This window comes from Mycobacterium sp. 1245805.9 (assembly GCF_001672915.1).
In the GTDB taxonomy this organism is placed as follows: Bacteria; Actinomycetota; Actinomycetes; order Mycobacteriales; family Mycobacteriaceae; genus Mycobacterium.
On the sequence record NZ_LZKR01000177.1, the window covers coordinates 18,727 to 45,235 of the forward strand.

Below are 26,509 nucleotides of genomic sequence, written 5' to 3' on the forward strand. Positions count from 1 at the left end.
GGGGCGCCGCGCTGAGCCTGAAAGCTTCAGACGCAGCGGCAACCGCCGAGTTGACCGGCGCAATCACCGAGCAACTCCGGCGATATCTGCACGACCGACACGCCCAGACGGCTTATATCGGCGCCGACTACGACGTCCTGATCGGCGCCCTCGAGGACTTCGTGCTGGGCGGCGGCAAGCGGCTGCGGCCCGCGTTCGCCTACTGGGGCTGGCGGTCGGTGGCGACCGGCGAGCCCGAACCCGAAGTGTTGCTGCTGTTTTCCGCGCTCGAACTGCTGCACGCCTGCGCGCTGGTGCACGACGACGTGATCGACGACTCCTCCACCCGCCGCGGCAAGCCGACCGCGCACGTGCGCTTCGCCGCGCTGCACCGCGACCGGGGCTGGCGCGGCTCGCCCGAGCGGTTCGGGACGTCGGCCGCCATCCTGCTCGGCGACCTCGCGCTGGCGTGGGCCGACGACATCGTCTTCGGGGCCGCGCTCCCGCCCGATGCGCGCGGGCGCGTCCAGCCCGTGTGGGCCGACATCCGCACCGAGGTGCTCGGCGGGCAATACCTCGACATCGTCGCCGAGAACAGCGGCGCCGAGTCGATCGCGTCGGCGATGAACGTCGACACCTTCAAGACCGCCTGCTACACGGTGGCGCGGCCGCTGCAGCTGGGCGTGGCCGCCGCCGCCGACCGGCCCGACGTGCAGGCCGCCTTCAAAGAGTTCGGGACCGACCTCGGCGTCGCGTTCCAGCTGCGCGACGACGTGCTGGGCGTGTTCGGCGACCCCGCCGTGACGGGCAAGCCGTCCGGCGACGACCTGAGGTCCGGCAAGCGAACGGTGCTGCTGGCCGAGGCGGTCGAGCTGGCCGACAAGTCGGACCCGTTGGCGGCCAACCGGTTACGCAGCTCGATCGGTGCCCAGCTGACTGATGCGCAGGTTGCCGAACTGCGCGACGTCATCGAATCGGTGGGCGCGTTGGCCGCGGCGGAGCACCGCATCGCCGCGTTGACCGAACGGGCGCTGGGCACGCTCGCGGCGGCCCCTATCAACGCGGCGGCCAAGGCGGGGCTGGCCGAGCTCGCCAGGATGGCCACGAATCGGTCCGCCTGAGCCGATGACTAGTCCCACTCAGGCTCCGGCCGCCAAACGCCCTGTAGCTCAGCACCTTTCGCGGCTCGTCGCGTTCGCCGCCACCCCCGAGGCCCGACCGGCGAAGCTGGGCTTCCTCGGCTCCGTGCTGATCACCCTGGGCGGGCTGGGCGCCGGCAGCACCAAACCGCACGACCCGCTGCTGGAGGCGCTGCACCTGTCCTGGCTGCGCTTCGGCCACGGACTGGTGCTGTCCTCGATCGTGTTGTGGACGGGCGTGGGCCTCATGCTGATCGCGTGGGTGATGCTGGGCCGGCGCGCGCTGGGCGGGACCGCAACCGAGTTCACCATGCGGGCGACCACCGCCTTCTGGCTGGCGCCGTTGCTGTTGTCGGTGCCCGTCTTCAGCCGCGACACGTACTCCTACCTGGCGCAGGGCGCGCTGCTGCGCGACGGCTTCGACCCCTACGCCGTCGGCCCGGTCGCCAATCCAAATCCCTTGCTGGACAACGTGAGTCCTATATGGACGATCACCACGGCGCCCTACGGGCCGGCGTTCATCCTGATCGCCAAGCTGGTCACGATGGTGGTGGGCAACCACGTGATCGCCGGGACGATGCTGCTGCGCCTGTGCATGCTGCCCGGATTGGCGCTGCTGATCTGGGCCGCCCCCCGGCTCGCCCACCATCTGGGCACTAACGGCGCGCTGGCGCTGTGGATCTGCGTCCTCAACCCGCTCGTGCTCATCCACCTGATGGGCGGTGTGCACAACGAGATGCTGATGGTGGGCCTGATGACCGCCGGCATCGCGCTCACCTTCCAGGGCCGCCACGTCCTGGGCGTCGTGCTGATCACCGCGGCGATCGCGGTCAAAGCCACCGCCGGAATCTCGTTGCCCTTCCTGGTGTGGGTGTGGATGCGCCACCTGCGCGACAAGCGGGGATACCGGGCGCTGCCGGCGTTCCTGGCGGCCACCGCGGCGTCCGTGGCGGTCTTCGCGGTCGTGTTCGCGATCCTGTCGGCGGCGGCCGGCGTCGGGCTGGGGTGGCTGACCGCGTTGGCCGGGTCGGTGAAGATCATCAACTGGCTGACCGTGCCGACCGCGGTCGCCAACCTGATCCACGCCCTGGGCAGCGGCTTCTTCGCGGTCGACTTCTACGCCACGCTCCGGATCACCCGGTTCATCGGCATCGCGATCATCGCGGTGTCACTGCCGCTGTTGTGGTGGCGGTTCCGCCGCGACGACCGCGCCGCGCTGACCGGAATCGCGTGGTCGATGCTGATCGTGGTGCTGTTCGTGCCGGCCGCCCTGCCCTGGTACTACTCCTGGCCGCTGGCGGTGGCGGCGCCGCTGACGCAGTCCCGACGGGCCGTCGCGGCCATCGGCGGCCTGTCGACCTGGGTCATGGTGATCTTCAAACCCGACGGGTCGCACGGCATGTATTCGTGGCTGCACTTTTCGCTGGCCACCGCCTGCGCGCTGGCCGCCTGGTACGCGCTGTACCGGGCTCCGGAGGCGGCGACTAGTACGCCATAGCCTGCGCGCGCCGCACCACTTCCCGCGCCTGGTGGCAATGCAGGGCGTCGACGGGCCGGGCGTTTCTGATGGCGTCGCGGCTGCCGTCGCGCGTGATCGTCAGCGACGGGTCGGGGGTGAACAGCCAGCGCACGATCTCCGTCTCGTGATAGCCACCGTCGTGCAGGATCGTCAGCAGCCCGGGCAGGCTCTTGACCACCTCACCGGATTTGGTGAAGAACACCTGCGGCACCACCACGCCGCCGCCGCGCTTGACCGCGACCAGGTGACCTTCCCGCAGCTGCTGGGCCACCTTGCTGACCGGCACGCCGAGCACCTGGGCTACCCCCGGCAGATCGTAGGTCGGCTCGTCGGGATCCAGGACGTCGTCGCCGGCCGGAATACTGCTCACGGCGCCAGTGTAGGCCCTGCTTAGCGCCTTGGACCCAGGTTTTCGCGTCCCGCACCTACGATGGCCCGGTGAGCGAAGCCGGGATCCGCGACCCCTTGGAGGGCACGTTGCTGGACGGCCGCTACCGGGTGGAATCCAGGATCGCCAGCGGCGGCACCTCAACGGTGTACCGCGGCCTCGACGTCCGGCTCGACCGCCCCGTCGCGGTGAAGGTGATGGACTCCCGCTATGCCGGCGACGACCAGTTCCTGACCCGCTTCCAGCTCGAGGCGCGCACCGTCGCCCGCCTGAAAAATCCGGGGCTGGTCGCGGTCTATGACCAGGGCATGGACGCCCGGCATCCGTTTTTGGTGATGGAGCTCATCGAGGGCGGAACGCTGCGCGAGTTGCTGGCCGAGCGCGGCCCGATGCCGCCGCACGCCGTGGCCGCGGTGCTGCGGCCGGTGCTGGGCGGGCTGGCCGCCGCGCACCGGGCCGGCCTGGTCCATCGCGACGTCAAGCCGGAGAACGTCCTGATCTCCGACGACGGCGACGTCAAGATCGCCGATTTCGGGCTGGTCCGCGCCGTCGCCGCCGCCGGAATCACCTCCACCAGCGTCATTCTCGGCACCGCCGCCTACCTGTCGCCCGAGCAGGTGCGCGACGGCAACGCCGGCCCGCGCAGCGATGTCTACTCCGCCGGGATCCTCACCTATGAAGTGCTGACCGGGCGCACGCCGTTCACTGGCGACTCGGCGTTGTCGATCGCCTACCGGCGCCTGGACACCGATGTGCCGGCGCCCAGCGCCGCGATCGCCGGCGTGCCAACGCAATTCGATGACTTGGTGGCGCGGGCGACCGCGCGTGATCCCGCCGACCGCTACGCCGACGCGATCGAGATGGGCGCCGACCTCGCGGCGATCGCCGAAGAACTCGCGCTGCCGGAGTTCCGGGTGCCCGCGCCGCGCAACTCCGCCCAACACAGATCGGCGGCGCTGCACCACAGCCGGATGAGCCAGCGCCCGGCCGCCGCACCGCAACCGCGCCAGCCGGCCGCGCCGCCGGTCCGCAATCCCACCCGACAGCTCCCCCGCGAAGCCGACGGCCGCGAGAACGAATACCAGCCCGTCGCAGGCGAATTCGCGGGCATCGCGATGAGCGAGTTCGTCTGGGCCCGCCAGCACGCGCGGCGGATGGTGCTGGTGTGGGTGGCCGTCGTGATCGCGCTCACCGGGCTGGTAGCCACCGTGGCCTGGACGATCGGCAGCAACCTCAACGGACTGCTGTAGTTTCCTCCCCGGCCAGCGTGCGCAGTTGTACGCCTCCCACGGCGTGTCGGCGTACAAACACGCACGCTCGCGAGAAAAGGTGAACTCAGTCGCGCAGCATCTCGGCGACGAGGAAGGCCAGCTCCAGCGACTGCTGGGTGTTCAGCCGCGGGTCGCAGGCGGTCTCGTAGCGCCCCGCCAGGTCGGTGTCCGAAATGTCTTGCGCCCCACCCAGACACTCGGTGACGTTCTCGCCGGTGATCTCGACGTGGATGCCGCCGGGATGGGTGCCCAGCGCGCGGTGCACCTCGAAGAACCCCTGCACCTCGTCGACGATGCGGTCGAAGTGACGGGTCTTGTAGCCGTTGGACGACTCGTGCGTGTTGCCGTGCATCGGGTCGCACTGCCAGATCACCTGGTGCCCGGTGGCCTGCACCTTCTCGACGATCGGCGGCAGCAGGTCGCGCACCTTGTTGTTGCCCAGCCGGCTCACCAGCGTCAGCCGCCCCGGCTTGTTGTGCGGGTCGAGGCGCTCGACGTATTCGACGGCCAGCTCGGGGGTCATCGTCGGGCCGATCTTCACGCCGATCGGGTTGGCGATCACCTCCGCGAACGCGATGTGCGCGCCGTCGAGCTGGCGGGTGCGCTCGCCGATCCACACGGTGTGCGCCGACAGGTCATACAACTGCGACTCGCCGCCCTCGACGTCGGACAGGCGCAGCATCGCCCGCTCGTAGTCGAGCACCAAAGCCTCATGGCTGGCGTAGATTTCGGCGGTCTGCAGGTTGCGGTCGGCCACCCCGCAGGCGCTCATGAACCGCAACCCGCGGTCGATCTCGGTGGCCAGCGCCTCGTACCGCGCGCCGGCCGGCGAGGTCCGGACGAATTCGCGGTTCCAGTCGTGCACCAGATGCAGCGACGCCAGGCCCGACGACGTCAGCGCCCGCACCAGGTTCATCGCGGCACTGGCGTTGGCGTAGGCGCGCACCAGCCGCGACGGGTCGTGCTCGCGCGCGGCGGCGTCGGGCGCGAAGCCGTTGATCATGTCGCCGCGGTAGGACCTCAGGCCCAGCGCGTCGATGTCGGCCGACCGCGGCTTGGCGTACTGGCCCGCGATGCGGGCCACCTTGACCACCGGCATGCTGGCGCCGTAGGTCAGCACGACGGCCATCTGCAGCAGGGTGCGGATGTTGCCGCGGATGTGGGGCTCGGTGTTGTCGACGAAGGTCTCCGCGCAGTCACCGCCCTGCAGCAGGAAGGCCTCGCCCCGAGCGACCTGCGCCAACTGCTCCTGCAGCCGCACGATCTCGGACGGCACCGTCACCGGCGGCACGCTCTCGAGGACCGTGCGCATCGCGGAGGCTTGGTCGGCGTCCCAGCTGGGCTGCTGGGCGGCCGGCTTGGCCAGCGCGGCGTCCAGCCGCGCCCGCAGCTCGGTCGAGAGCGGCGGCAGCGGCGGCAGCTGCTCGATCGGTATGTCGACGGTCCAGTTCATCGGTCCATGGTAACCGGGTCCGACCAGTGCCTGATCACGACTGATCAGGGCGAACGTCCCCCTCGCCCCGGCCGGAGGTGATCAGCCGGAATCGCCGGAGCTGATCGCGGGCATCGACCAGGGCGTCGTGGGCGTCCCGCGGCCGCGGCGGCATCCGGGGGGATCCCCGCTCCTCCCACAGCTGGCGCACTTCCCTGGTGAAACGGGGTATCGCCGGGGGCAGCGCCGGCATCGCGCCCCACAGCTGGCACAACGCCACATGGTCGTAGGCCCCGACCCAGGCCCACAGTTCGATCGGCTCGGCCCCGCCCACGCCGAAGAACTCCTCCAGGTCCTCACGGATCTGCTTGCGCGAGCGCCACAACTGCGACGACGGCGGCGGCAGCTTGGGCAGCACGTTGGCGCGCACCCAGCTGCCGGCGCGCTCGGGGTCGAATTCGGTGGACACGGCGTAGTACTCGCGGCCGTCCTCGGCGACCACCCCGATCGAGATCAGTTCGATGGTGCGGCCGTCCTCGATGAATTCGGTGTCGTAGAAGTACCGCACCTGGAAAGCCTATGAGCTGCCTACCTGCTGATCAGGATGGGCCCCGTCGGCGGCGGTGCGGCGTGCACGTCATGGTCGAGGGTGGCGTCGACCAGGCGCTCGTCGGGCAGCCGCGGGGTTCCGGCGATCGCGCACTGCACCCACAGCTTGACCCGCACCACCGGGCGGCGCAGCCGCCGTTCCCGCTGCAGCGCGCGCCGCATCTTGTCCGGCTGGGTGGTGTAGCGCCACCGGGCCCACGGGGCGTGCGGACGCGACAACCGGATCGCGCCGATGACCAGCAGCACGACGATGAACATGCCCAGCAAACCGGTCCACACCTTGCCCTTCAGCACCACCACCACGGCCAGCGGCAGCGTGAACACCAGCTCACCGGCCACCCCGGCGCGCAGCACCACCGCATCGGCGCCGTGCCAGAACGGAAGGAAGAACATCAGCGGGTGCAGCCCCATCATCAACAGCCCGGCCACCGCCACCGCGGCGAACACCGCATCCACCGAGGTGCGGCCGTCCTCTTCCCAGTAGACGTCGGACAGGTGCAGGATCAACGCGTACTCATCGAGGACCAGCGCGGCGCCGACCCCGAAAAGTGTTGCCGCCAAAGTGAATTCGGGTTCCTGCCCGCTGACGGACAGGGTCACCAACGTCAAACCGGAGAGCATCACCAGGACCACCCCGAACGCCACGTGATGGATATGGACTTCCCCGATGTGGACGTTGCGCGGTTGCCACCATCGCACCGGACGACCGGTTAGGGCGCGATGGCGGATCACCCGCACGCACGTCCGCGTGACGAAAAAAGTCAGGATGAAGGCGACCAGGCAGCACAGCAACGGCAGCCGGCCGCGGTCGATGATGTCGTGCGCGAACCAGTGGGCCACCCCGAACACGAACCAGTGCAGCACCCTAGAAACGTACGCCCGCAGCTCCGGGCAACGCGGGAGCCGCGCTGCGACACGTCGGAGGTGCCGGCACCCATTACGCTGTTTTCGACATGAGTAGATGGCGGGCGCCCGGCGTGGCTTTCCTGAGCGAACGTGGCGCCGGGCGTGCATTGCTGTGGTGCCTGGCTTGGCTGGTTGCCGCCGCGGCGATGTATTACGTGGCAGCGGAGCTATTCGGGCATACCCCGTACCGCATCGACATCGACGTCTATCAGATGGGCGGCCAGGCCTGGCTGGACAACCATCCCCTCTACCACGGCGACGTGAAGTTCCACACACCCATCGGGCTGAACCTGCCGTTCACCTATCCCCCGCTGGCCGCCATCGTGTTCTGCCCGTTCTCCTGGCTGCACATGCCGGCCGCCAGCGTGGCGATCACGGTGTTGACGCTGGTGCTGCTGATCGTGTCGACCACGATCCTGCTGACCGGCCTCGACGTGTGGAACACCTCGGCCGTGCTCGGCGGCCCGGCGTGGCTGCGCCGGGTGTGGTTGGCGGTGCTCATCACGGCCGCCGCGGGGACCTGGCTGGAGCCAGTCGTTTCCAACTTCGCGTTCGGCCAGATCAATGTCGTGCTGATGACGCTGGTGATCGCCGACTGCGTGCCGCGCCGCACGCCATGGCCCCGCGGGGTGCTGCTGGGTCTGGGCATCGCGCTGAAACTCACCCCGGCGGTCTTCCTGCTCTACTTCCTGCTACGCCGCGACAATCGCGCGGCCCTGACCGCCATGGCGTCGTTCGCGGCGATGACCCTGCTGGGCTTCGCGCTGGCGTGGAGCGATTCGTGGGAGTACTGGACCCGGACCGTCCACCACACCGACCGGATCGGTGAGGCCGCGCTGAACACCGACCAGAACATCGCGGGCGCCCTGGCCCGGCTGGGGCTCGACGAGCACCAGCGGTTCCCGCTGTGGGTGGCCGCGTGCCTGCTGGTGCTGGCGGCGACGATCTGGGCGATGCGGCGGGTGCTGCGGGCCGGCGAGCCCATCATGGCGGTGATCTGCGTCGCCCTGTTCGGGTTGGTGGTATCCCCGGTCTCGTGGTCACACCACTGGGTATGGGCGCTGCCGACGGTGCTGGTGACCGCAGTGCTGGCGTGGCGGCGCCGCAACATCGCGCTGGGCGCGCTCAGCGCCATCGGGGTGGCGCTGATGAGATGGACGCCGATCGACCTGCTGCCCAAGCACCACGAGACGACCGCGAACTGGTGGCGCCAACTCGTCGGCGCGTCCTACGTGTGGTGGGCCCTGGCGGTCATCGTCGCGGCCGGGTTGACCGTCACCGCGCGGGTGACGTCACGGGATTCGGCGGCACGCCCGCTGACGCCGGTCTCGGCCGCGAGCTAGCTAGCCGGCGGCCGTCTCGGGGATCCGCGCGGCCTCGTCGCTAGGGTCCGCGCCGTTGCCGCGTTCTTTCAAGCTGGCCGCGTAGATGTCGACGTACTCCTGCCCGGAGAGGCGCATCAGCTCGTAGATCACCTCGTCGGTGACGGCGCGTTCGATGAAGCGGTTGCCGGCCATGCCCTCGAACCGGGAGAAGTCCATCGGCTTGCCGAACCGGACGGTGACCCGACCGAAGCGCAACATCGTGGTGCCCGGCGGGTTGACCACGTTGGTGCCGATCATCGCGACGGGGATGACCGGGACACCGGTGTGCAGCGCCAGCCGCGCCAGACCGGTCTTGCCCTTGTACAACCGGCCGTCGGGCGAGCGGGTGCCCTCGGGATACATGCCCAGCAGCTTGCCCTGCTTCAGCACCTGCTCGGCGGTGTTGAGGGCGGCCTGGGCGGCGTCGGCGTCGGTGCGGTCGATCGGCACCTGCCCGACGGCGGTGAAGAACCACCGGCTGAACCAGCCCTTCAGGCCGGTGCCCGTGAAATATTCGGACTTCGCCAGGAAGGTGATCCGGCGCCGGACCACCAGCGGCAGGAAGAAGCTGTCCATCACGGCGAGGTGATTACTCGCCAGGATCGCCGGCCCGGAACTCGGAACGTATTCCAGCCCTTCAACTTTCGGCCGGCCAAGCAGGGACAGCAACGGGCCCAGCAGGATGTACTTGAATAGCCAATACCACATGGCCCTCCCTCTCGCCCGCCACCCGCAGTGTTCTGGCCAACTGTACCGATACCCGGGGCAAGGGACCACCTTCTATCCGGGCCTGTCACTCCTCGACGGTGACCGGGATGGGCTGGTATCGGGTCTTCACGCCGCCGTCTCCCGCGGAGGCGCCGCCGTCGGGCTCCGCTCCGACGCCGCCGCCGGGCGACCCGTCGGGCGGTGTCGGCGAACGGTCGATGTCGTTGACGTCGTTGACGATCCCGCGGATCACCTCCAGCAGGGCGATGCTGTGGTTGGCGATCACGGTGAGCAACGGGTGCTGCTCACCGGTCGCCAACGCGGCCAGCGCGCACACCGGGCACCACACCTGCTGGCACTTGCCGGTCCCGACCCCGCCGCCCGCCGTCAAAGCCGCCGCCGTTCGCACCGCCGGGTCGATCCCGTCCAGGATCGCCTGGGCGAGCCTGCGCAGCTCCGGACCGATGTCGGCATGTGCCCCACTCACTTAGGCCACACCTCCGGATCCGGTCGAAAACGAACAGTCAGCTCACCGCCCCGCAGGTGCGCGTCGAGCACTGTGCAACGCCGCAGCACCGACGCCAACCGAACCCGGCGCCGCAACCCCCCAGCGCTGATGATCAGGTCGTCGTCGACTCGGCCCAACGAAAGTCCTCCGGGATCAAGTTGGGGCAACGTTAGCCGCATACGGTATATGGACCCAAGCCCCGAGCCGGATTCGAGGTCCACGACGGGCCGCAGCGGACCCGGCGGCGCCGCCCCGCCGCGTCGCCGGGCGCTGTCGAGCAGCGCGCCCAGCGCCTTTGGCCCGATCGGCTCGCCGGACAGGTGCGGGGTCAGCACCAGCGCGACGTCGCCGATGGTGGCGTCGAGTTCGTCGAGCACGACGCGTTGTTCGGCGATGCGCTCGGCGTACCAGTAGAACGCCGGGTGCTCGGGCAGGTTGCGGTACTCGTAGGACTCGTCCTCGGTCAGAACCTGGTTGACGATCAGCTCCTCGACCCGCACCCCCATCAGCGCCAGCGAACCCAGCGTGCGCACCGCCTCGGCCGCCACCACCCGCTCGGGGGTGAGCACCAGATGCGCGGTGACGAGGTCGCCGTCGGTCAGCAACTCGCTGAGGCGATCGACGCTGGCGCTGATGCGCTCCAGCAGCTCCACCATCGCACCCGAGCGGGCGTCGTCGGCGGCGATGGACAGCCGGCGATGCCGCGGCCACGCGCGCTCCACGTAGAGCCCGAAGGTGGCGGGCAACGTCAGCATGCGCAACGCGTCCGCGGTCGAGGCGCAATCGACGACGATGCGATCCCAGCGCCCCGAGGCCGCGAGCTCCCCGACCGCGTAGAGGCCCAGCACTTCCTGAACGCCCGGCAACGCCGAAAGTTCTTCGGGCGCAATGGTGCTCAACTCGGAATCGGGAAACCGGCCATCCAACGTGCTGACCACGTCGTGCCAGCGAGCCTCCAGCAATGCCAGGGTGTCCAGCGCCAGCGCGTCGAGGAAGCCACCGCCCGCCTCCGCGTCATCGGCGAGGACCCGCACCAGCTCGCCCTGGCCGCTGGGCGGGACGGGGACACCGAGCACGTCGCCCAGCGAGTGCGCCTGGTCGGTCGACACCACCAGCACTCGCTGTCCCGTGCCCGCGTCGGCGACCGCGGTGGCAGCTGCCAGGGTGGACTTTCCTACCCCGCCCTTCCCAACGAACAGGCTGATCCGGGCCGGGGTGGCGCTGGACTCACTCAGCCTCGACTCGTTTCTTTAGATCCTTCAACGCGGTGTCGGTCAGGCGCCGCTCGGCCTTTCGCTTGAGCAAGCCGATCATCGGCAGAGCGAGGTCGACGGAGAGCTCATAGGTGACGTCGGTGCCGGATCCCTTGGGCGCCAAGCGATATGAGCCCTCGAGCGAGCGCAGCAGCGAGCTGGAGACCAGGGTCCAGCTCAGCGACTGGCGGTCCTTGGGCCACTGGTAGGACATGACCATGGTGTCCTTGATGATGCCGGCGTCCATCACGAAGCGCACAGTCTTCGGGTAGCCGTCGGCGCCCCGCTCCTGCACCTCGGCTTCCTTGTATTCCGAGATCCACTCCGGGTAGGAATCGATGTCGGCGATCACCTCCAGGACCGTGTCGGGATCGGCGTCGATGTGGATGGTCTGCGTCGTCTTGTCCGCCACCTGGCTGATGCCCTCTCTCCCGCAAGCGAGTAAGCCCCGTACGTAAAGGACTACCCCGGCCTCCGGGGCGAAACGGTACTCCTACCGCGCAACCTTGATCCGGTTAAGCTACCGGAGAAACGCCGACCGGACGCGATCGTTCCGCCGTCCTTTTGACCTCGAAGGCCATTTTCTTACCCGCCACCCGACGGCGGTGCGTCATCTTCGCCAAATTCAACTTTGCCAGCTGCCAGGCCGCCACGCCGCTGGGTTCGGCGTGCAGGAAGTAATGCAGCACCACCCCGTCCAGCGACGGCTCCAGCCAGATCTCCATGGTGCCCGTCAGCGCGCCGGTGACCGTCCACCGGATCCCCTTTTCGGCGCGGTCCTCGACGACCTGCAGCCGCAGGTCCGGCCACCACCGGCGCCACGACGACGGGTCGGCGACCACGGCGCCCACCCGCGCGCCGTCGGCGGCGACGAACGTCTGGTCGGCGATCTGAATGCTGTTCACCGCCATAGCTTCACACACCGATCCGAATCGCCCGCGGGTAGGGACCCGGCGCGACACCGCAAGCCTCGCGGCGGCCCGGGCGACCTCCGCCATGCTGCGCAAATTCGCGGATTAGGCTGGGCACAGCAAGCCGGCCCCGCAATGGGCGGGCAACATCACGAGCCAATCGAGGTCACCAGAGTGCGTGAGTACAGCGTCCCCGCCCGCTTTACCGTCGGCGAGCACGAAAACGTCGCGGCCATGGTCTTCGAGCACGAGCGCGACGACCCGGACTTCGTCATCTTCCGACGGCAGATCGACGGGGAATGGACCGACGTCACCTGCGCCGAGGCGGCCAAGCAGGTTCGTGCCGCGGCGCTGGGCCTGATCTCCCTGGGCGTGCAGGCCGGCGACCGGGTGTCCATCTTTTCTGCCACCCGCTACGAGTGGCCGATCCTGGACCTCGCGATCCTGGCGGTGGGTGCGGTCACGGTGCCGATCTACGAGACGTCGTCGGCCGAGCAGGTGCGCTGGGTGCTGCAGGACTCGGCGGCCGTGGTGGCCTTCGCCGAGACCGACGCCCACGCCGCCATGGTCACCGAGCTCACCGCCGAGCTGCCCGAGCTGCGCCGGGTGCTCCACATCGACGGTTCGGGCCCCAAGGCGCTCGAGCAGCTGGCCGAGGCCGGCGCCGACGTCGAGCCGGCCGAGCTGACCGCCCGCCTCGACGCGCTGCGCGCCGACGACCCCGCGACCCTGATCTACACCTCGGGCACCACCGGACGGCCCAAGGGCTGCCAGCTCACCCATTCCAACCTGCTCTACGAGAGCCGGGGCGCCAAGGAGTGCCTGCCGACCCTGCTGAACGAGGGGCAGCGGCTGCTGGTGTTCCTGCCGCTGGCCCACGTGCTGGCCCGGTCGCTGACCTTGTCCGCGTGCGCGAACAAGGTGACGGTCGGCTTCACCAGCGACATCAAGAACCTGCTGCCGATGTTCGCGGTGTTCAAGCCGACGGTCGTGGTGTCGGTGCCGCGCGTGTTCGAGAAGGTTTACAACACCGCCGAGCAGAACGCCGCGAACGACGGCAACGGCCGCATCTTCGCGATGGCCGTGCAAACCGCGGTCGACTGGAGCCAGGCCCACGCCGATGGCGGGCGACCGGGCCTGCTGCTGCGGGCCCGGCACGCGCTGTTCGACCGGCTCGTCTACCACAAGCTGCGCGCGGCGCTGGGCGGCGAGTGCCACGCGTCCGTCTCCGGTGGTGCACCGCTGGGCGCGCGGCTGGGCCACTTCTACCGCGGCGTGGGCCTGACCATCCACGAGGGCTACGGCCTGACCGAGACCAGCTCGGCCATCACGGTCAACCAGGTCGGCAACGTCAAGATCGGCACCGTCGGAACGTTGTTGCCCGGCAACAGCATGCGCATCGCCGAGGACGGGGAGCTGTTGGTGCGCGGCGGCGTGGTGTTCAGCGGCTACTGGCACAACGAGCAGGCCACCCGCGACGCGTTCACCGACGGCTGGTTCAAGACCGGCGACCTGGGCGCGCTCGACGAGGACGGCTTCCTGAAGATCACCGGCCGCAAGAAGGAGATCATCGTGACCGCCGGCGGCAAGAACGTCGCCCCCGCGGTGCTCGAGGACCAGCTGCGGGCGCACCCGCTGATCAGCCAGGCCATGGTGGTGGGCGACGCCAAGCCGTTCGTCGGTGCGCTGATCACCATCGACCCCGAGGCGTTCGGCCCCTGGAAGGAACGCAATCAAAAGCCTGCCGACGCGTCCGTTGGCGATCTGGCCACCGACCCCGACCTGTTCGCCGAGATCGACGCCGCCGTCAAAAACGCCAACCAGGCGGTGTCGCACGCCGAGTCGATCCGCAAGTTCCGCATCCTGCCCGTCGACTTCACCGAGGACACCGGCGAGCTGACCCCGACGATGAAGGTCAAGCGCAACGTGGTTGCCGAGAAGTTCGCCTCCGACATCGAATCGATCTACGAGAAGGATTAACCGCGCAGCAGGTCGCCCAGCCGCGTCGCCAGCGTGTCCCAGCGCCACTGGGACGTCACCCACTCGCGGCCGGCCGCGCCCATCGCGGCGGCCCGCTGCGGATCGGCCAGCAACTCGGCGACGGCCTCGGCGACCTCGTCCACCGAGCGGCCGTCGACCACCAGCCCAGTCTTGTTGTGCCGCACGGCTTCCGGAGCCCCGCCCGACAGGCCGGCGATGACGGGCACGCCGGTCGCCGAGGCCTCAAGGAAGACGATGCCCAGACCCTCGACGTCCATGCCGGCGCCCCGGGTGCGGCATGGCATCGCGAAGACGTCGGCCAGCGCGTGGTGGGCGGGTAGTTCGGTGGCCGGCACGCTGCCGGTGAACGTCACGTGCTCGGCCACGCCGCAGTCGGTGGCCAGCTTGCGCAGCGCGTCCAGGTACGGGCCGCCGCCGACGATTACCAGCGCCGCCCCGTCGACCCGCCGCCGGATCGACGGCAGCGCCTTGATCAGCGCGTCCTGGCCCTTGCGCGGCACCAGCCGCGACAGGCACAGCACGGTCGGCCGCTCCCCGAGCCCGTAGCGGGCACGCAGCTCGGCCCGCGCGGCCGGATCGGGCCGGAACCGGTCGGTGTCCACGCCGGGCGGAAGGTATTCCAGCCTCGCCTCGGGGCCGAAGGCCGACGCGAAGCGCGACCGGGTGTAGCGGCTCACGAAGGTGACGACGTCGGTGCCGTCGCCGATGCGACGCAGCACCGACCGCGCGACCGGAAGCATCGACCAGCCGACCTCGTGGCCGTGCGTGCTGGCCAGCACCCGGGTCGCCCCGGCCTGCCGGGCCCGCGGCGCCAGCAGCGCCAGCGGCGCGGCCGCACCGAACCAGACGGTGTCGATGCCGTGCTCGCCGATCAGCCGGCGCATCCGCCCGTCCACCCCCGGCCCCGGCAGCATGAGCGTGCCCGGGTGGCGCACCACCCGGTATCCGTCCACCTCGGCCGCGTCGTCAAAGGCGTCGGCGCCCTTCCATTGCGGCGCGTACACCAGCAGGGAGTGCGAGCCCGCGCCCGCCAGCCGGCCGACGAACTCACCGAGGTAGGACTGGATGCCGCCCGGCCGCGGCGGAAAGTCGTTGGTTACCAGCAGGACTCGGCTCACCCGGGTACCCTAGCTGGCCAGCCACTGGTGCCAGCGCGCCAGCAGCCCGGCGGGGTCGATGTCGAGGACCGCGTGCACGGCGGTGGGCACGTCGGTGTGCCCAACACCGCAGCTGGCCAGGTACAGGTCGCGCAGCTTGGGCGCCCCGTAGGTGTCGACGACGAACCGGGCGAACCACCACGCGCGGTCATACGCCAGCGAGCGCTGCGGCCCGGGCGCTTCCAGATCGGCGTCGGTCGGCAGCGTCAGCGGCACCGGCACCGCATCGGCCGGCACCGGGGTCTGCGGCCGGGCGACGAAATCGGCCACGCCCTCGGTGACCCACTGCGCCGCGTCCGATGTGGTGTACGGACGAGCGGCATAGTGAAAAAGCTCGTGCGTCAAGACAATTCGCAGCGCGCCCTCATTCATGTTGGCGGCGCCCGGCGCGAACACGATCCGTTGGCCGAGCACCTCCCGGCGCACGGGGTCGACGCGCTCGGCGACCGTCACGGCGGCGATGTCGGCCCACTGTGACGGCGGTCCCCCGCCGGCCGCGGCGCGAAACTGTTCGTCGGAGCCGGCGGCGAGCACAGAGATCTCGCGCGGCCAGTCGACACCCCAGAAGGCCTCGACCGCCTTGATCGCGGTCCCGATGTTGGCCGCCACCCGGGCCAGCAGGCGGTCGCCGACCGCGCCGCCCAGGTCCACCAGCCGGACGGTTCGATCGCCGACCACCAGCGATTTCGCCGCGGCGCCGGCCTGGCCGCGCGCGGGCGTGATCAGTTGCGCGTGTCTTGCCTTGCTGTCGGCGGCCTCGTCGAAGGGCACGGCCGCGGCCACAATCAGCTCGAGGGCAAACACCCAGGCCAGCAGGATCGGCAGCCGCCGACGCCAGACGGGACGGTCAGTAGCGACGGGCGTCGTGGACTGGGCCTGCGGCATTCATCGGAACCACCCGCACCGGCTGGCCGTAGGTGGAGGAATGGATCACCATGCCGTCACCGACATAGAGGCCGCTATGTGACGCGTCGTTATAGAAGGTGACCACGTCGCCGGGCTGCAGGTCCGACAGCGCCACCGGCTGACCGCCCTGGGCCTGCGCCTGGCTGGAGTGCGGCAGCGAGATGCCGGCCTGCTGGAACGCCCACATCACCAAACCGGAGCAGTCGAACCCGCCGGGTGCGGCGCCGCCCCAGACGTAGGGCGAGCCGACCTGGGTCAGCGCGGCCTGCACGACGGTCGCGCGGTCACCTCCGCCCACACCGCCGCCGGGCAACATTCCGGGCGCCCCAGGACCGGGCATTCCGGGCATCATCGCGCTGAGGGGCGGAGCGTCGCCGGGCGGCGCGCCGGGGGGCGCCGCTTCCGGCGCCGGCGCGCCCGGAGCCGGCAGACCGGCTGGGACGGGCCCTGGGTCGGCGAGCGCGGTGCGCTGCTCCGGCGTCAGGGACACGTACTGCGACTTGACGACGGCGATCTGCACCTGCAGCTGGCTCTGCTTGGACTGCAGGCTCGCCCGTACCGCGGCGGCCTGCTCGGCGGCGCTCTTCGCGTCGGCCGCGGACTTGGCGGATGCCTGCTCGGCCTTGGCGGCCTGCTCACCGGCGATGCGGTAGTTCGCCATCTGCGTCCGCATCTGGGTCGCCATCAGCCGCTGCACGGCCAGCTTGTCGATCAGGCCCTGGGGCGACGCCGCGGTCAGCATGGCCTCCATGCCGTCGACGCGGCCGCCCATGTACTGCGCGGCGGCGAGCTTGTTGACGGCCCCCTGGAAGGCGGCCAGCCGGGCCTTCGCCGAGTCCACGGCGGCCTGGTCATCGGCGTGCTTCTTTTCCGCCGCCTGCTGGGCCGCCAGCTTTTGGTTCAGGTCGAGCTGTGCGGTGTGCATCGCCTCGGTGGTCTGCTCGGCCTGACGCGACAGCTGGTTGAGTTTCGCCAGCGCGTCCTCGGCCGGATCGGCGGAGGAATTCGCGGCAAAAGTCCCCGCGAAGACGGTCAAGCCCGCTAACGTCCCGAGGGCAGAACGTGTAATGACACGCGCACGCGGGTACCTACTAGCGAAGCTCAAAATTGCATCCTTAAACGGCCTAGGACGGCTGATGCTTGGCACTGCCGAAGCGCCGTCGGACGAGTTTAGGTCTCAAACAGGTTACGAAACGATATCGGCGTTTGTCCAAGCGGGACCGTTAAGAAATCAGAAAGATTTCTGTCATTCGTTTGTGAATGATGGCAATCCCCTAAGACGGTCCAGCGGTTCTGGCGCACAAGGCAATTAAGCTACACCAGACCCGCGCCCGCGATGAATCGGCACCAGGCGCAACCGCGGCGCCAGTCCGACCTCCGCGAGCACCTCGAGTGCTTCCCGCTCGTCCTGCAACAACGTCTCCGGCACCCCGAGTAGGACGCTGACCACGCAGTCGCGGCAGCCGGGCCCGCGCACCGCGCAGTCGTCGCAGTCGATCACCACCGGCGCCGCCCCGTCGGGGTGCGCCGCGCTGTTGCCGTATGCCATCAGGTGCCGTCCTCTCGGTCTGGCGTCGCAAAGCTCATACCCGCACGCTAACGGCGGCCACCGACATGTTTTGCCGGCTGCATCCCGCCCGGCGTGGGAACCCCGCAGCTGTCGGTGGAGTTGCCTAACGTCACCGCCATGAGGGCGAGCGGTGCGACTCAGCTGAGTTTCGCCGACCTGGGCCCGCGCTGGGACCCGGCCGCCTCCCCCGCCGACGAACTCCCCTTGCGCGAAACGACTTTCGTCGTCGTCGACTTGGAAACCACCGGCGGGCGCACCAAAAGCGCCGACGGCACGCCGTGCGACGCCATCACCGAGATCGGGGCGGTCAAGGTCCGCGGCGGCGTCGTGCTGGGCGAGTTCGCCACCCTCGTCGACCCGCAGCGCAGCATCCCGCCCCAGATCGTTCAGCTCACCGGCATCACGACGGCGATGGTGTGCGACGCCCCGACCATCGACGCCGTGCTGCCGATGTTTCTCGAGTTCGCCCGCGGCGCGGTGCTGGTCGCGCACAACGCCGGGTTCGACGTCGGATTCCTGCGGGCCGCCGCGCGGCAATGCGACATCGCCTGGCCCCGGCCGCCGGTGCTGTGCACGGTCCGGCTGGCCCGCCGGGTGCTCAGCCGCGAGGAGGCCCCCAGCGTGCGGCTGGCCGCGCTGGCGCGACTGTTCGCGGCCGCCCAGCCGACGCACCGCGCCCTCGACGACGCCCGCGCCACCGTCGAGGTGTTGCACGCCCTCATCGAGCGAGTCGGCAACCAGGGCGTGCACACCTACGCAGACCTGCGTTCCTACCTGCCCGACGTGACACCGGCCCAGCGCCGCAAGAAGGTGCTGGCCGAGGGGCTGCCGCACCGGCCCGGGGTCTACCTGTTCCGCGGACCGGCGGGCGAGGTGCTCTACGTCGGGACCGCCGTCGACCTGCGGCGGCGGGTCGGCCAGTACTTCACCGGCGCCGATCCGCGCGGCCGGATGAAGGAGATGGTCACGCTGGCCGGCGCCGTCGACCACGTCGAATGCGCGCACGCGCTGGAGGCCGGCGTCCGAGAGCTGCGGATGCTGGCCGCCCACGCCCCGCCCTACAACCGGCGATCCAGGTTCCCGCAGCGATGGTGGTGGCTGACGCTCACCGACGAGGCGTTCCCGCGGCTGGCGGCGGTGCGGGCACCGCGCCACGACCGCGCCGTCGGCCCGTTTCGGTCCCGCGCCGACGCCGCCGACACCGCGGCCGTGCTGGCGCGCTTCACCGGCGCCCGGACCTGCACCGCGCGGCTGGCCCGCTCGGCCCTGCACGGGCCGGCCTGCCCGGAGGCCGAGGTGTCGCCCTGCCCGGCGCAGCGCGGCGTCACGGCGACCCAGTACGCCGCGGCGGTGGCGCGGGTGGCGGCGCTGATCGACGGACTCGACGACGGCGCCCTGGCCGCCGCCGTGCGCCAGGTCGAAGCGCTTGCCGAGCAACGGCACTTCGAAAGCGCGGCGCGGCTGCGCGACCGCACCGCCGCCGCCATCGAGACGCTGTGGCGCGGCCCGCGGCTGCGTGCGCTGGCCGCGCTGCCCGAGCTGATCGCCGCCGCGCCCGACGGTCAGGGCGGCTACCACCTGGCCGTCGTCCGCTACGGCCAGCTCGCGGCGGCCGGCACGGCCAGGCGCGGGGTGCCGCCGATGCCGGTGATAGACGCCATTCACGCTGGGGCACAGGCGATCCTGCGCGCGGCGGCCCCGCTCGGCGGGGCGCTGGTGGAGGAGACGGCGCTCATCGCGCGCTGGCTGGCCGCGCCCGGGGTGCGCATCGTGCGGGTCTCGGGCGCCACCGACGACGGATGGGCGTCGCCGGTGCGGTCGGCCGGCGCCTGGTCGGCGTGGGCGGCGCTGGCCCGCTCGGCGCGGGTGGCCTCGCAACAGGATCCGGCACAGGCCCGGCGCGGCTCAGAGCTGCTGGCCGAACCGCACCCATCGCGCGAGCAGCTGTTCGGCCGCCCCGGAATCGATGGCCGCGCAGGCGCGCCGCAGCCCGTCCTCCCACGCCGGCAACCATTCGGCGCGGCTGGATAGGCCGGCGTGCGCGACGATCGCTCCGGCGGCGTTGAGCACGACGGCGTCGCGGATCGCGCCCTTGGCCCCGCCCAGCACCGCGCGCGCCTCGGCGGCGTTGGCCTGGGCGTCGCCGCCCACCAGCTCCTGCAGCTCGGCGCGGGCGAACCCGAAGCCGGCCGGGTCGAACGTCAACCGGTCCACCGTGCCGGCCTGCACCCGCCAGATCGTGCTCGTCGTGGTGGTGGTCAGCTCGTCGAGGCCGTCGTCGCCGTGCACCACCAGCACGCTGGACCGGCGCGACGCGAACACCCCGGCCATCACCTCGGCGAGGTCGGCGAACGCGCAGCCGATCAAACCCGCCCGCGGCCTGGCCGGATTGGTAAGGGGCCCAAGGAGATTGAACACCGTCGGCACCCCGATCTCGCGGCGCACGACGGAGGTGTGCCGGTAGGACGGGTGAAACAACGGCGCGAAGCAGAACCCGATCCCGATCTCGGCGACGCTGCGCGCGACCTCCTCGGGGTCTGCGTCGATGCGCACCCCGAGCGCCTCCAGGGTGTCGGCGCCCCCCGACAGCGACGACGCCGCCCGGTTGCCGTGCTTGACCACCGGCACCCCGGCGGCCGCCACCACGATCGACGCCATCGTGGACAGGTTGACGGTGTTGACGCCGTCGCCTCCGGTGCCCACGATGTCGACCGCGTCGTCGGGGATCCCCGCGGCGGGCAACGAGCGGGCGTGGCTGAGCATGGCGTCGGCCAGCTCGCCCACCTCGGCGGCGGTGGGGACCTTCATCGTCATCGCCACCGCGAACGCGGCGATCTGGGCGGGGCTCGCGTCGCCCGACATGATCTGGTCCATGGCCCAGCCGGCCTGCCCCCGCGCCAGGTCCTGCCCGCCCGTCAGGTGTCCGAGGACCCGGGACCACGACCGGGTTCCCCCGGGGGTCTGGGTGGCTTCGGACGACGCGGGCACGCGCCGATGGTCCCACGAGGATCACCCGGCTCCCAACCGTTGCTCCATGCGGGCCGGTAGCGGCGCCGGAAACGCCGATTCGCGAAATTTCCGACCCGGGTAGAGTTCGACAACTACAAAGCGTCATACTTGCGGATGTGACCAGCGCTGTGGGGACCTCGGGTACTGCGATCACGTCGCGAGTGCATTCGCTGAATCGGCCCAACATGGTGGCCGTCGGCACCATAGTTTGGCTTTCCAGCGAACTGATGTTCTTTGCTGGCCTGTTCGCGATGTATTTCACGGCGCGGGCGCAGGCCGGCGGGAAGTGGCCGCCGCCGCCCACCGAATTGAACCTCTACCAGGCCGTGCCGGTGACGCTCGTGCTGATCGCGTCGTCGTTCACGTGTCAGATGGGCGTGTTCGCGGCGGAGCGCGGTGACGTCTTCGGCCTGCGCCGCTGGTATGTGATCACGTTCCTGATGGGCCTGTTCTTCGTCCTCGGCCAGGGCTACGAGTACTACCACCTGATGTCGCACGGGACGACCATCCCCGGCAGCGCCTACGGCACCGTCTTCTACCTGGCCACCGGCTTCCACGGCCTCCACGTGACCGGCGGCTTGATCGCCTTCATCTTCCTGCTGGCCCGCACCGCGATGAGCAAGTTCACGCCCGCTCAGGCGACGGCCAGCATCGTCGTCTCGTACTACTGGCATTTCGTCGACATCGTGTGGATCGCGCTGTTCACCGTGATCTATTTCATTCGATGAGCCGGCGCTAGACCTAGACGGACAGGAGTGCTCGGTTGAAGAAACTGGGGTCTACCCGAAACGGTGCGCGGCGGGATCAGCCGCGAAAAGGGCAGCGTGATCGCTCGCGACGGCGCCTACGGCGCCGGCTGTCGGGGGGCCTGCTGCTGCTGATCGCGTTGACCATCGCCGGCGGCCTGGCGGCCGTGCTGACCCCCACCCCGCAGGTGGCCGTCGCCGACGAGTCGGCGTCGGCGCTGCTGCGCAACGGCAAGCAGCTGTTCGACACGTCCTGCGTGTCCTGCCACGGCGCCAACCTGCAGGGCGTCGTCGACCACGGGCCGAGCCTGATCGGCGTCGGCGAGGCGGCCGTCTATTTCCAGGTGTCCACCGGCCGGATGCCCGCGATGCGCGGCGAGGCGCAGGCGCCGCGCAAGGAACCGATCTTCGACGAGGCGCAGATCGACGCGATCGGCGCGTACGTGCAGGCCAACGGCGGCGGACCCACCGTCGCGCGCAACCCCGACGGCAGCCTGGCGATGCACTCGCTGCGCGGCGACGACCTGGGCCGCGGCGGCGACCTGTTCCGGCTGAACTGCTCGTCGTGCCACAACTTCACCGGCAAGGGCGGGGCGCTGTCGTCCGGTAAGTACGCGCCCGACCTGGGTCCCGCCAACGAGCAGCAGATCCTGACCGCGATGCTGACCGGCCCGCAGAACATGCCGAAGTTCTCCGACCGCCAGCTGTCCTTCGACGCCAAGAAGGACATCATCGGCTACGTCAAAGCGGTCAGCGAGGAACGGCAGCCGGGTGGCTACGGCCTCGGCGGATTCGGACCCGCACCCGAGGGCATGGCCTTCTGGATCATCGGAATGGTGGCCGCCATCGCAATGGCACTGTGGATTGGGGCGCGAGCATCATGAGCGACACCGATAAGGACGCGGTGGCCCGGGAGCCCGACGAGGCGGCGCTCGCCGCGATGTCGCAGCGGGAACTGGTGACGCTGGGCGGCAAGCTCGACGGCGTCGAGACCGTGTTCAAGGAGCCGCGCTGGCCCGTCGAGGGCACCAAGGCCGAAAAGCGCGCCGAGCGCTCGGTGGCGCGTTGGCTTTTGCTGGGCGGCGGATTCGGGCTGGCGTTGCTGGTGGTCTTCCTGTTCTGGCCGTGGGAATACCGGCCCAAGGAGGCCTCGGGCAACTTCCTGTACTCGCTGGCCACGCCGCTGTACGGCTTCACCTTCGGGATGTCGATCCTGTGCATCGCGATCGGCGCCGTGCTCTACCAGAAAAGGTTTATCCCGGAAGAGATCTCGATTCAGGAGCGCCACGACGGCGCCTCGCGCGAGATCGACCGCAAGACGGTCGTGGCGAACTTGGGCGACGCCTACCAGGGTTCGACGATCGGCCGGCGCAAGCTCGTCGGGCTGTCGCTGGGCATGGGGCTGGGCGCGTTCGGCCTGGGCACCCTGGTCGCGTTTGCCGGCGGCCTGATCAAGAACCCGTGGAAGCCCGTCGTGCCCACCGCCGACGGCATGAAGGCCCAGCTGTGGACGTCGGGCTGGACCCCGCGCTACCACGGCGAAACCATCTTCCTGGCGCGGGCCACCGGTTCGCATTCCGGAGCGCCGTTCGTCAAGATGCGCCCCGAGGACATGGACGCCGGCGGCATGGAGACCGTGTTCCCGTGGCGCGAGTCCGACGGCGACGGCACCACCGCCGAGTCCCACGAGAAGCTGACCGCGATCAAGATGGGCGTCCGGAACCCGGTGATGCTCATCCGCATTCGGCCCACCGACATGCCGCGGATGGTCAAGCGTCAGGGTCAGGAGAGCTTCAACTGGGGCGAGTTCTTCGCCTACACCAAGGTCTGCTCGCACCTGGGCTGCCCCGCCTCCCTGTACGAGGAGCAGTCCTACCGAATCCTGTGCCCGTGTCACCAGTCGCAGTTCGACGCACTGCATTTCGCCAAGCCGATCTTCGGCCCCGCCGCGCGGGCGTTGGCGCAACTGCCGATCACCATTGACTCCAACGGGTATCTGGTCGCCAACGGTGACTTCATCGAGCCCGTCGGTCCGGCATTCTGGGAGAGGACGACAACATGAGTCCCAAACTGAGTCCCCCGAAGATCGGTGACGTCCTGGCCAAACAAGGCGAGGACATCGACACGCGCTACCACCCGTCGGCGGCGGTGCGCAGGCAGCTCAACAAGGTCTTCCCCACCCACTGGTCGTTCCTGCTGGGCGAGATCGCGTTGTACAGCTTCATCGTCCTGCTGATCACCGGCGTGTACCTGACGCTGTTCTTCGACCCGTCCATGGTCGACGTCACCTACAACGGCGTCTACCAACCGCTGCGCGGCGTCGAGATGTCGCGCGCGTACGAATCGGCGCTGAACATCTCGTTCGAGGTCCGCGGCGGCCTGTTCGTCCGCCAGATCCACCACTGGGCAGCGCTGATGTTCTCCGGGGCGATCATGGTGCACCTGGCGCGCATCTTCTTCACCGGAGCGTTCCGCCGTCCCCGCGAGGCGAACTGGGTGATCGGCTCACTGCTGCTGATCCTGTCCATGTTCGAGGGCTACTTCGGCTACTCGCTGCCCGACGACCTGCTGTCCGGCATCGGCCTGCGCGCCGCGCTGTCGTCGATCACGCTGGGCATGCCGGTGATCGGCACCTGGCTGCACTGGGCGCTGTTCGGCGGCGACTTCCCCGGCACCATCCTGATCCCCCGCCTGTACGCGCTGCACATTTTGCTGCTGCCCGGGATCATCCTGGCCCTCATCGGCCTTCACCTGGCGCTGGTGTGGTTCCAGAAGCACACCCAGTTCCCCGGCCCCGGCCGCACCGAGCACAACGTCGTCGGCGTGCGGGTGATGCCGATCTTCGCGGTCAAGTCCGGCGCGTTCTTCGCGGCCATCGTCGGCGTGCTGGGCCTGATGGGCGGCCTGCTACAGATCAACCCGATCTGGAACCTGGGTCCCTACAAGCCATCCCAGGTTTCCGCGGGCTCCCAGCCCGACTTCTACATGATGTGGACGGAGGGCCTGGCCCGCATCTGGCCGCCATGGGAGTTCTACTTCTGGCACCACACCATTCCCGCCCCGGTGTGGGTCGCGCTGATCATGGGCGCGGTGTTCATCCTGCTGATCATCTACCCGTTCCTGGAGAAGCGGTTCTCCGGCGACTACGCGCACCACAATTTGCTGCAGCGTCCGCGTGACGTTCCGGTGCGCACCTCGATCGGGGCCATGGCGATCGCCTTCTACATGGTGCTGACCCTGGCCGCGATGAACGACATCATCGCGTTCAAGTTCCACATCTCGCTGAACGCGACGACGTGGATCGGGCGCATCGGCATGGTGATCCTGCCGCCGTTCGTCTACTTCATCACCTACCGGTGGTGCATTGGTCTGCAGCGCAGCGACCGCGACGTGCTCGAGCACGGCATCGAGACGGGCATCATCAAGCGACTGCCGCACGGTGCCTACATCGAGCTGCATCAGCCGCTCGGACCGGTGGACGACCACGGCCACCCGATCCCGCTGGCATACCAGGGCGCGGCGCTGCCCAAGCGAATGAACAAGCTGGGCTCGGCGGGCACGCCGGGCAGCGGCAGCTTCTTGTTCGCCGATCCGGCGTCTGAGGACGCCGCGCTGCGCGAGGCGGCCCACTCCGCCGAGCACCGCTCGCTGACCGCGCTGCGCGAGCACCAGGAGAGCCTCAACGGCTCGCCCAACGGCGAGCACAGCGAGCACTAGCGTTCCGCGACACTTAAACCACGCACACGACACGAAAACCGTAGCGGCGGTTTAAGTTTCGCGGTGCCCGCGACGGGCGAGCGCCTGTCCTCGGCGATCACCCGGACGACGATCCGGCCGAGGTCGGCAAGCTTGCGCAGCCTCGCCTGGTCCCGGACATATTGCCGACGGTCGGCGCGATGTTGGTCGCCGTCGTACTCGGCCGCCACCTGGTACTCCTCCCAACCCATGTCCAGCACGGCCACCAGTTGCCAGTTTTCGTGCACCGGTATCTGCGCAGCGCCTCGCTGCCTCTGAATGCCTCGTCCACAAACGAAAGACGTCGCACCGCGCCGGCCGGGCTCCAGGCTGCGACACGTCCCGGCGTGTTGTGCGCTGTTCAAGTGTCGCGAGTACGGCGCTAGCGCGCGTCGGCGATACGGCGCAGCTGGCGAACGTGCAGCCACTCGATCACCGGCATCCCGGCGGTGATGGCCCCGGCCAGCACGTAGGCCACCCAGGACCCGCCGTCGTGCCCGACGGCCATCAGGTACGTCGCCGTCGCCGCGGCGATCAGCGCGGTGCCCATCGTTCCCGCCAGAAGGACGGTGCCGCGCAACCAGATCCGGTCCACCGCGGCGCCCGACCACTCGGCGGCCGGCTCCGCCGCCTGCATCCGCGGCTGGCGGGCCCGTTCGGCCGCGGTGCGCGGCGCGGGCGCCATCAGGCGCACCGGGGGGCGGCTCGGCGGGCGCGCGGGCGCCCGGGCCGCCGGCTCGATCAGACCCATGCGACGGGCGCGCACCAGCACCGGGATCGCCCCGGCGATGATCAGCGCGGAGACGATGATGACGGCGTACAGCACCCACGAGGTGTGCGATCCCCCGACCGTCTTGTGATAACCCCGGCCCAGATCCACCAGCGCGACGGCCGCGGCCACGCTCACGCCCAGCAATACCAACCAGACGGCGGCGCACGCGCCCATCAGTATGCGATCGATGACATCCGGCGGAATGGTGTCCGAACCCCGCCGATAGGCGGAATACCTGCTGACCATCAGCAGCTCGTCTGCGGTGAGTCGTTGTTGTTGGACGACAACACCGTTCCGTCGCTGGTGGTGATCGAGCAATTGAGCCGGCTGACCCGGAAAAGGCTGGACGCCTGGACCGATCCGACGTCAGACGTCGAGATCGGTGTCACGGTCATCGACCACGGGATGTACACGTTGTGCTGGGTGCGCGACCGGCCCGACGCATCGACGTAGGTCACCGAAATGATGTCGCCGGGCGCCTTGGTGCCGGTCACTGAATAGGTCACCTGCCGCGGACCGGTCGGGGTCGTGGTCGCCGGCGGCGGTGGGGCCGCTGCCGACGTGGTGGTCGCCGGCGGGGGCGCCGGTGCGCTCGTCGCCGGTGGCGGCGGCGACGTACCTGATGG

General features: G+C 69.8%; 25 protein-coding genes and 2 pseudogenes. 10 read left to right on the forward strand and 17 right to left on the reverse strand.

Annotated features, from left to right (window positions below):
* Positions 1–50: 50 nt before the first annotated feature.
* A complete protein-coding gene (gene idsA2, locus A9X00_RS24015) occupies positions 51–1,100 on the forward strand; it encodes a bifunctional (2E,6E)-farnesyl/geranyl diphosphate synthase (RefSeq protein WP_067159157.1) in 1,050 nt (349 codons plus the stop codon).
* 4 nt (positions 1,101–1,104) lie between these two features.
* A complete protein-coding gene (locus A9X00_RS24020) occupies positions 1,105–2,616 on the forward strand; it encodes an alpha-(1->6)-mannopyranosyltransferase A (protein ID WP_067159160.1) in 1,512 nt (503 codons plus the stop codon).
* Here A9X00_RS24020 and A9X00_RS24025 read toward each other — a convergent pair.
* Positions 2,603–3,007 carry an Rv2175c family DNA-binding protein gene (locus tag A9X00_RS24025; protein WP_067159163.1) on the reverse strand — a complete coding sequence of 135 codons (405 nt, stop codon included), beginning with the start codon at positions 3,005–3,007 and terminating at the stop codon, positions 2,603–2,605. The genes A9X00_RS24020 and A9X00_RS24025 overlap by 14 nt on opposite strands.
* 68 nt (positions 3,008–3,075) lie before the next feature.
* On the opposite strand from A9X00_RS24025, the gene A9X00_RS24030 reads away from it, so the two are divergent.
* On the forward strand, positions 3,076–4,275 hold the full coding sequence (locus A9X00_RS24030; RefSeq protein WP_067159166.1) for a protein kinase: 1,200 nt from the start codon (positions 3,076–3,078) through the stop codon (positions 4,273–4,275).
* A gap of 85 nt (positions 4,276–4,360) precedes the next feature.
* On the opposite strand, the gene A9X00_RS24035 is transcribed toward A9X00_RS24030, so the two are convergent.
* The 3 genes from A9X00_RS24035 to A9X00_RS24045 are packed head-to-tail and all read right to left on the reverse strand — an operon-like array spanning position 4,361 to position 7,201.
* Positions 4,361–5,749 carry a class II 3-deoxy-7-phosphoheptulonate synthase gene (locus tag A9X00_RS24035; RefSeq protein ID WP_067159169.1) on the reverse strand — a complete coding sequence of 463 codons (1,389 nt, stop codon included), beginning with the start codon at positions 5,747–5,749 and terminating at the stop codon, positions 4,361–4,363.
* Positions 5,750–5,783: 34 nt separating this feature from the next.
* The gene (locus A9X00_RS24040; protein WP_067159172.1) at positions 5,784–6,296 is read right to left on the reverse strand and encodes a polyadenylate-specific 3'-exoribonuclease AS; all 513 of its coding nucleotides are present in this window, start codon (positions 6,294–6,296) and stop codon (positions 5,784–5,786) included.
* Between the two features lie 20 nt (positions 6,297–6,316).
* Complete coding sequence (locus A9X00_RS24045; protein ID WP_067159175.1) at positions 6,317–7,201, reverse strand: hypothetical protein; 885 nt, start codon at positions 7,199–7,201, stop codon at positions 6,317–6,319.
* Positions 7,202–7,290: 89 nt separating this feature from the next.
* On the opposite strand from A9X00_RS24045, the gene A9X00_RS24050 reads away from it, so the two are divergent.
* A complete protein-coding gene (locus A9X00_RS24050) occupies positions 7,291–8,586 on the forward strand; it encodes a glycosyltransferase 87 family protein (protein WP_067159178.1) in 1,296 nt (431 codons plus the stop codon).
* On the opposite strand, the gene A9X00_RS24055 is transcribed toward A9X00_RS24050, so the two are convergent.
* From A9X00_RS24055 to A9X00_RS24075, 5 genes are all read right to left on the reverse strand, one after another.
* Entirely contained in the window at positions 8,587–9,315 is a 729-nt protein-coding gene (locus A9X00_RS24055) for a 1-acyl-sn-glycerol-3-phosphate acyltransferase (protein WP_067159181.1), read from the reverse strand.
* Between the two features lie 85 nt (positions 9,316–9,400).
* Positions 9,401–9,802, reverse strand: coding sequence for a hypothetical protein (locus A9X00_RS24060; RefSeq protein ID WP_067159184.1), 402 nt, complete (start codon positions 9,800–9,802; stop codon positions 9,401–9,403).
* A complete protein-coding gene (locus A9X00_RS24065) occupies positions 9,799–11,058 on the reverse strand; it encodes an ArsA family ATPase (protein WP_197515251.1) in 1,260 nt (419 codons plus the stop codon). The genes A9X00_RS24060 and A9X00_RS24065 overlap by 4 nt, the downstream gene beginning before the upstream one ends.
* Complete coding sequence (locus tag A9X00_RS24070; protein ID WP_067159188.1) at positions 11,051–11,488, reverse strand: SRPBCC family protein; 438 nt, start codon at positions 11,486–11,488, stop codon at positions 11,051–11,053. Before A9X00_RS24070 ends, A9X00_RS24065 begins: the two co-directional genes overlap by 8 nt.
* Before the next feature lie 103 nt (positions 11,489–11,591).
* Positions 11,592–11,981 carry a polyketide cyclase / dehydrase and lipid transport gene (locus tag A9X00_RS24075; RefSeq protein ID WP_156772265.1) on the reverse strand — a complete coding sequence of 130 codons (390 nt, stop codon included), beginning with the start codon at positions 11,979–11,981 and terminating at the stop codon, positions 11,592–11,594.
* A gap of 180 nt (positions 11,982–12,161) precedes the next feature.
* Here A9X00_RS24075 and A9X00_RS24080 point away from each other — a divergent pair, with 180 nt between their 5' ends.
* A complete protein-coding gene (locus A9X00_RS24080) occupies positions 12,162–13,967 on the forward strand; it encodes a long-chain fatty acid--CoA ligase (protein WP_067159225.1) in 1,806 nt (601 codons plus the stop codon).
* On the opposite strand, the gene pimB is transcribed toward A9X00_RS24080, so the two are convergent.
* The 4 genes from pimB to A9X00_RS24100 form a co-directional block, all read right to left on the reverse strand.
* Positions 13,964–15,106: a GDP-mannose-dependent alpha-(1-6)-phosphatidylinositol monomannoside mannosyltransferase gene (gene pimB, locus A9X00_RS24085; protein ID WP_067159194.1), complete on the reverse strand. Its 1,143-nt coding sequence runs from the start codon at positions 15,104–15,106 to the stop codon at positions 13,964–13,966. The genes A9X00_RS24080 and pimB overlap by 4 nt on opposite strands.
* A gap of 9 nt (positions 15,107–15,115) precedes the next feature.
* On the reverse strand, positions 15,116–15,949 hold the full coding sequence (locus A9X00_RS24090; RefSeq protein ID WP_082975475.1) for a hypothetical protein: 834 nt from the start codon (positions 15,947–15,949) through the stop codon (positions 15,116–15,118).
* 43 nt (positions 15,950–15,992) lie between these two features.
* The gene (gene ripC / locus A9X00_RS24095) at positions 15,993–17,156 is read right to left on the reverse strand and encodes a peptidoglycan hydrolase RipC (RefSeq protein ID WP_082975472.1); all 1,164 of its coding nucleotides are present in this window, start codon (positions 17,154–17,156) and stop codon (positions 15,993–15,995) included.
* A gap of 204 nt (positions 17,157–17,360) precedes the next feature.
* Complete coding sequence (locus tag A9X00_RS24100; protein ID WP_067159197.1) at positions 17,361–17,600, reverse strand: hypothetical protein; 240 nt, start codon at positions 17,598–17,600, stop codon at positions 17,361–17,363.
* Between the two features lie 138 nt (positions 17,601–17,738).
* On the opposite strand from A9X00_RS24100, the pseudogene A9X00_RS24105 reads away from it, so the two are divergent.
* Positions 17,739–19,589: pseudogene (locus A9X00_RS24105) on the forward strand (DEDD exonuclease domain-containing protein); the annotation flags it as partial.
* Here the strand turns inward: A9X00_RS24105 and trpD are convergent.
* Positions 19,527–20,609, reverse strand: coding sequence for an anthranilate phosphoribosyltransferase (trpD, locus tag A9X00_RS32140; protein ID WP_082975473.1), 1,083 nt, complete (start codon positions 20,607–20,609; stop codon positions 19,527–19,529). The pseudogene A9X00_RS24105 and the gene trpD sit on opposite strands and share 63 nt — an antisense overlap.
* Positions 20,610–20,746: 137 nt before the next feature.
* Here trpD and A9X00_RS24120 point away from each other — a divergent pair, with 137 nt between their 5' ends.
* The 4 genes from A9X00_RS24120 to A9X00_RS24135 are packed head-to-tail and all read left to right on the forward strand — an operon-like array spanning position 20,747 to position 25,093.
* Positions 20,747–21,358: a heme-copper oxidase subunit III gene (locus A9X00_RS24120; RefSeq protein WP_066913412.1), complete on the forward strand. Its 612-nt coding sequence runs from the start codon at positions 20,747–20,749 to the stop codon at positions 21,356–21,358.
* Positions 21,359–21,393: 35 nt separating this feature from the next.
* A complete protein-coding gene (locus tag A9X00_RS24125) occupies positions 21,394–22,260 on the forward strand; it encodes a cytochrome c (protein ID WP_067159206.1) in 867 nt (288 codons plus the stop codon).
* The gene (locus A9X00_RS24130; RefSeq protein ID WP_067159209.1) at positions 22,257–23,438 is read left to right on the forward strand and encodes a ubiquinol-cytochrome c reductase iron-sulfur subunit; all 1,182 of its coding nucleotides are present in this window, start codon (positions 22,257–22,259) and stop codon (positions 23,436–23,438) included. Before A9X00_RS24125 ends, A9X00_RS24130 begins: the two co-directional genes overlap by 4 nt.
* The gene (locus A9X00_RS24135; RefSeq protein WP_067159211.1) at positions 23,435–25,093 is read left to right on the forward strand and encodes a cytochrome bc complex cytochrome b subunit; all 1,659 of its coding nucleotides are present in this window, start codon (positions 23,435–23,437) and stop codon (positions 25,091–25,093) included. Before A9X00_RS24130 ends, A9X00_RS24135 begins: the two co-directional genes overlap by 4 nt.
* Here A9X00_RS24135 and A9X00_RS24140 read toward each other — a convergent pair.
* The 3 genes and pseudogenes from A9X00_RS24140 to A9X00_RS24150 form a co-directional block, all read right to left on the reverse strand.
* Positions 25,090–25,368 (reverse strand): annotated as a pseudogene (locus tag A9X00_RS24140) (hypothetical protein); the annotation flags it as partial. The gene A9X00_RS24135 and the pseudogene A9X00_RS24140 overlap by 4 nt on opposite strands.
* A gap of 125 nt (positions 25,369–25,493) precedes the next feature.
* On the reverse strand, positions 25,494–26,129 hold the full coding sequence (locus A9X00_RS24145) for a DUF2561 family protein (protein WP_067159216.1): 636 nt from the start codon (positions 26,127–26,129) through the stop codon (positions 25,494–25,496).
* Positions 26,129–26,509 (reverse strand): MmpS family transport accessory protein (locus A9X00_RS24150; protein ID WP_082975476.1); only part of this gene is annotated, 381 nt, incomplete at its 5' end. The genes A9X00_RS24145 and A9X00_RS24150, both read right to left, overlap by 1 nt.

Excerpts from the sequence above, each read along its gene's own strand:
- A9X00_RS24020 (WP_067159160.1), top strand. The coding sequence starts at position 1,105 with ATGACTAGTCCCACTCAGGCTCCGGCCGCCAAACGCCCTGTAGCTCAG.
- A9X00_RS24035 (WP_067159169.1), bottom strand. The coding sequence starts at position 5,749 with ATGAACTGGACCGTCGACATACCGATCGAGCAGCTGCCGCCGCTGCCG.
- A9X00_RS24050 (WP_067159178.1), top strand. The coding sequence starts at position 7,291 with ATGAGTAGATGGCGGGCGCCCGGCGTGGCTTTCCTGAGCGAACGTGGC.
- A9X00_RS24055 (WP_067159181.1), bottom strand. The coding sequence starts at position 9,315 with ATGTGGTATTGGCTATTCAAGTACATCCTGCTGGGCCCGTTGCTGTCC.
- A9X00_RS24100 (WP_067159197.1), bottom strand. The coding sequence starts at position 17,600 with ATGGCATACGGCAACAGCGCGGCGCACCCCGACGGGGCGGCGCCGGTG.
- A9X00_RS24130 (WP_067159209.1), top strand. The coding sequence starts at position 22,257 with ATGAGCGACACCGATAAGGACGCGGTGGCCCGGGAGCCCGACGAGGCG.
- A9X00_RS24135 (WP_067159211.1), top strand. The coding sequence starts at position 23,435 with ATGAGTCCCAAACTGAGTCCCCCGAAGATCGGTGACGTCCTGGCCAAA.
- A9X00_RS24145 (WP_067159216.1), bottom strand. The coding sequence starts at position 26,129 with ATGGTCAGCAGGTATTCCGCCTATCGGCGGGGTTCGGACACCATTCCG.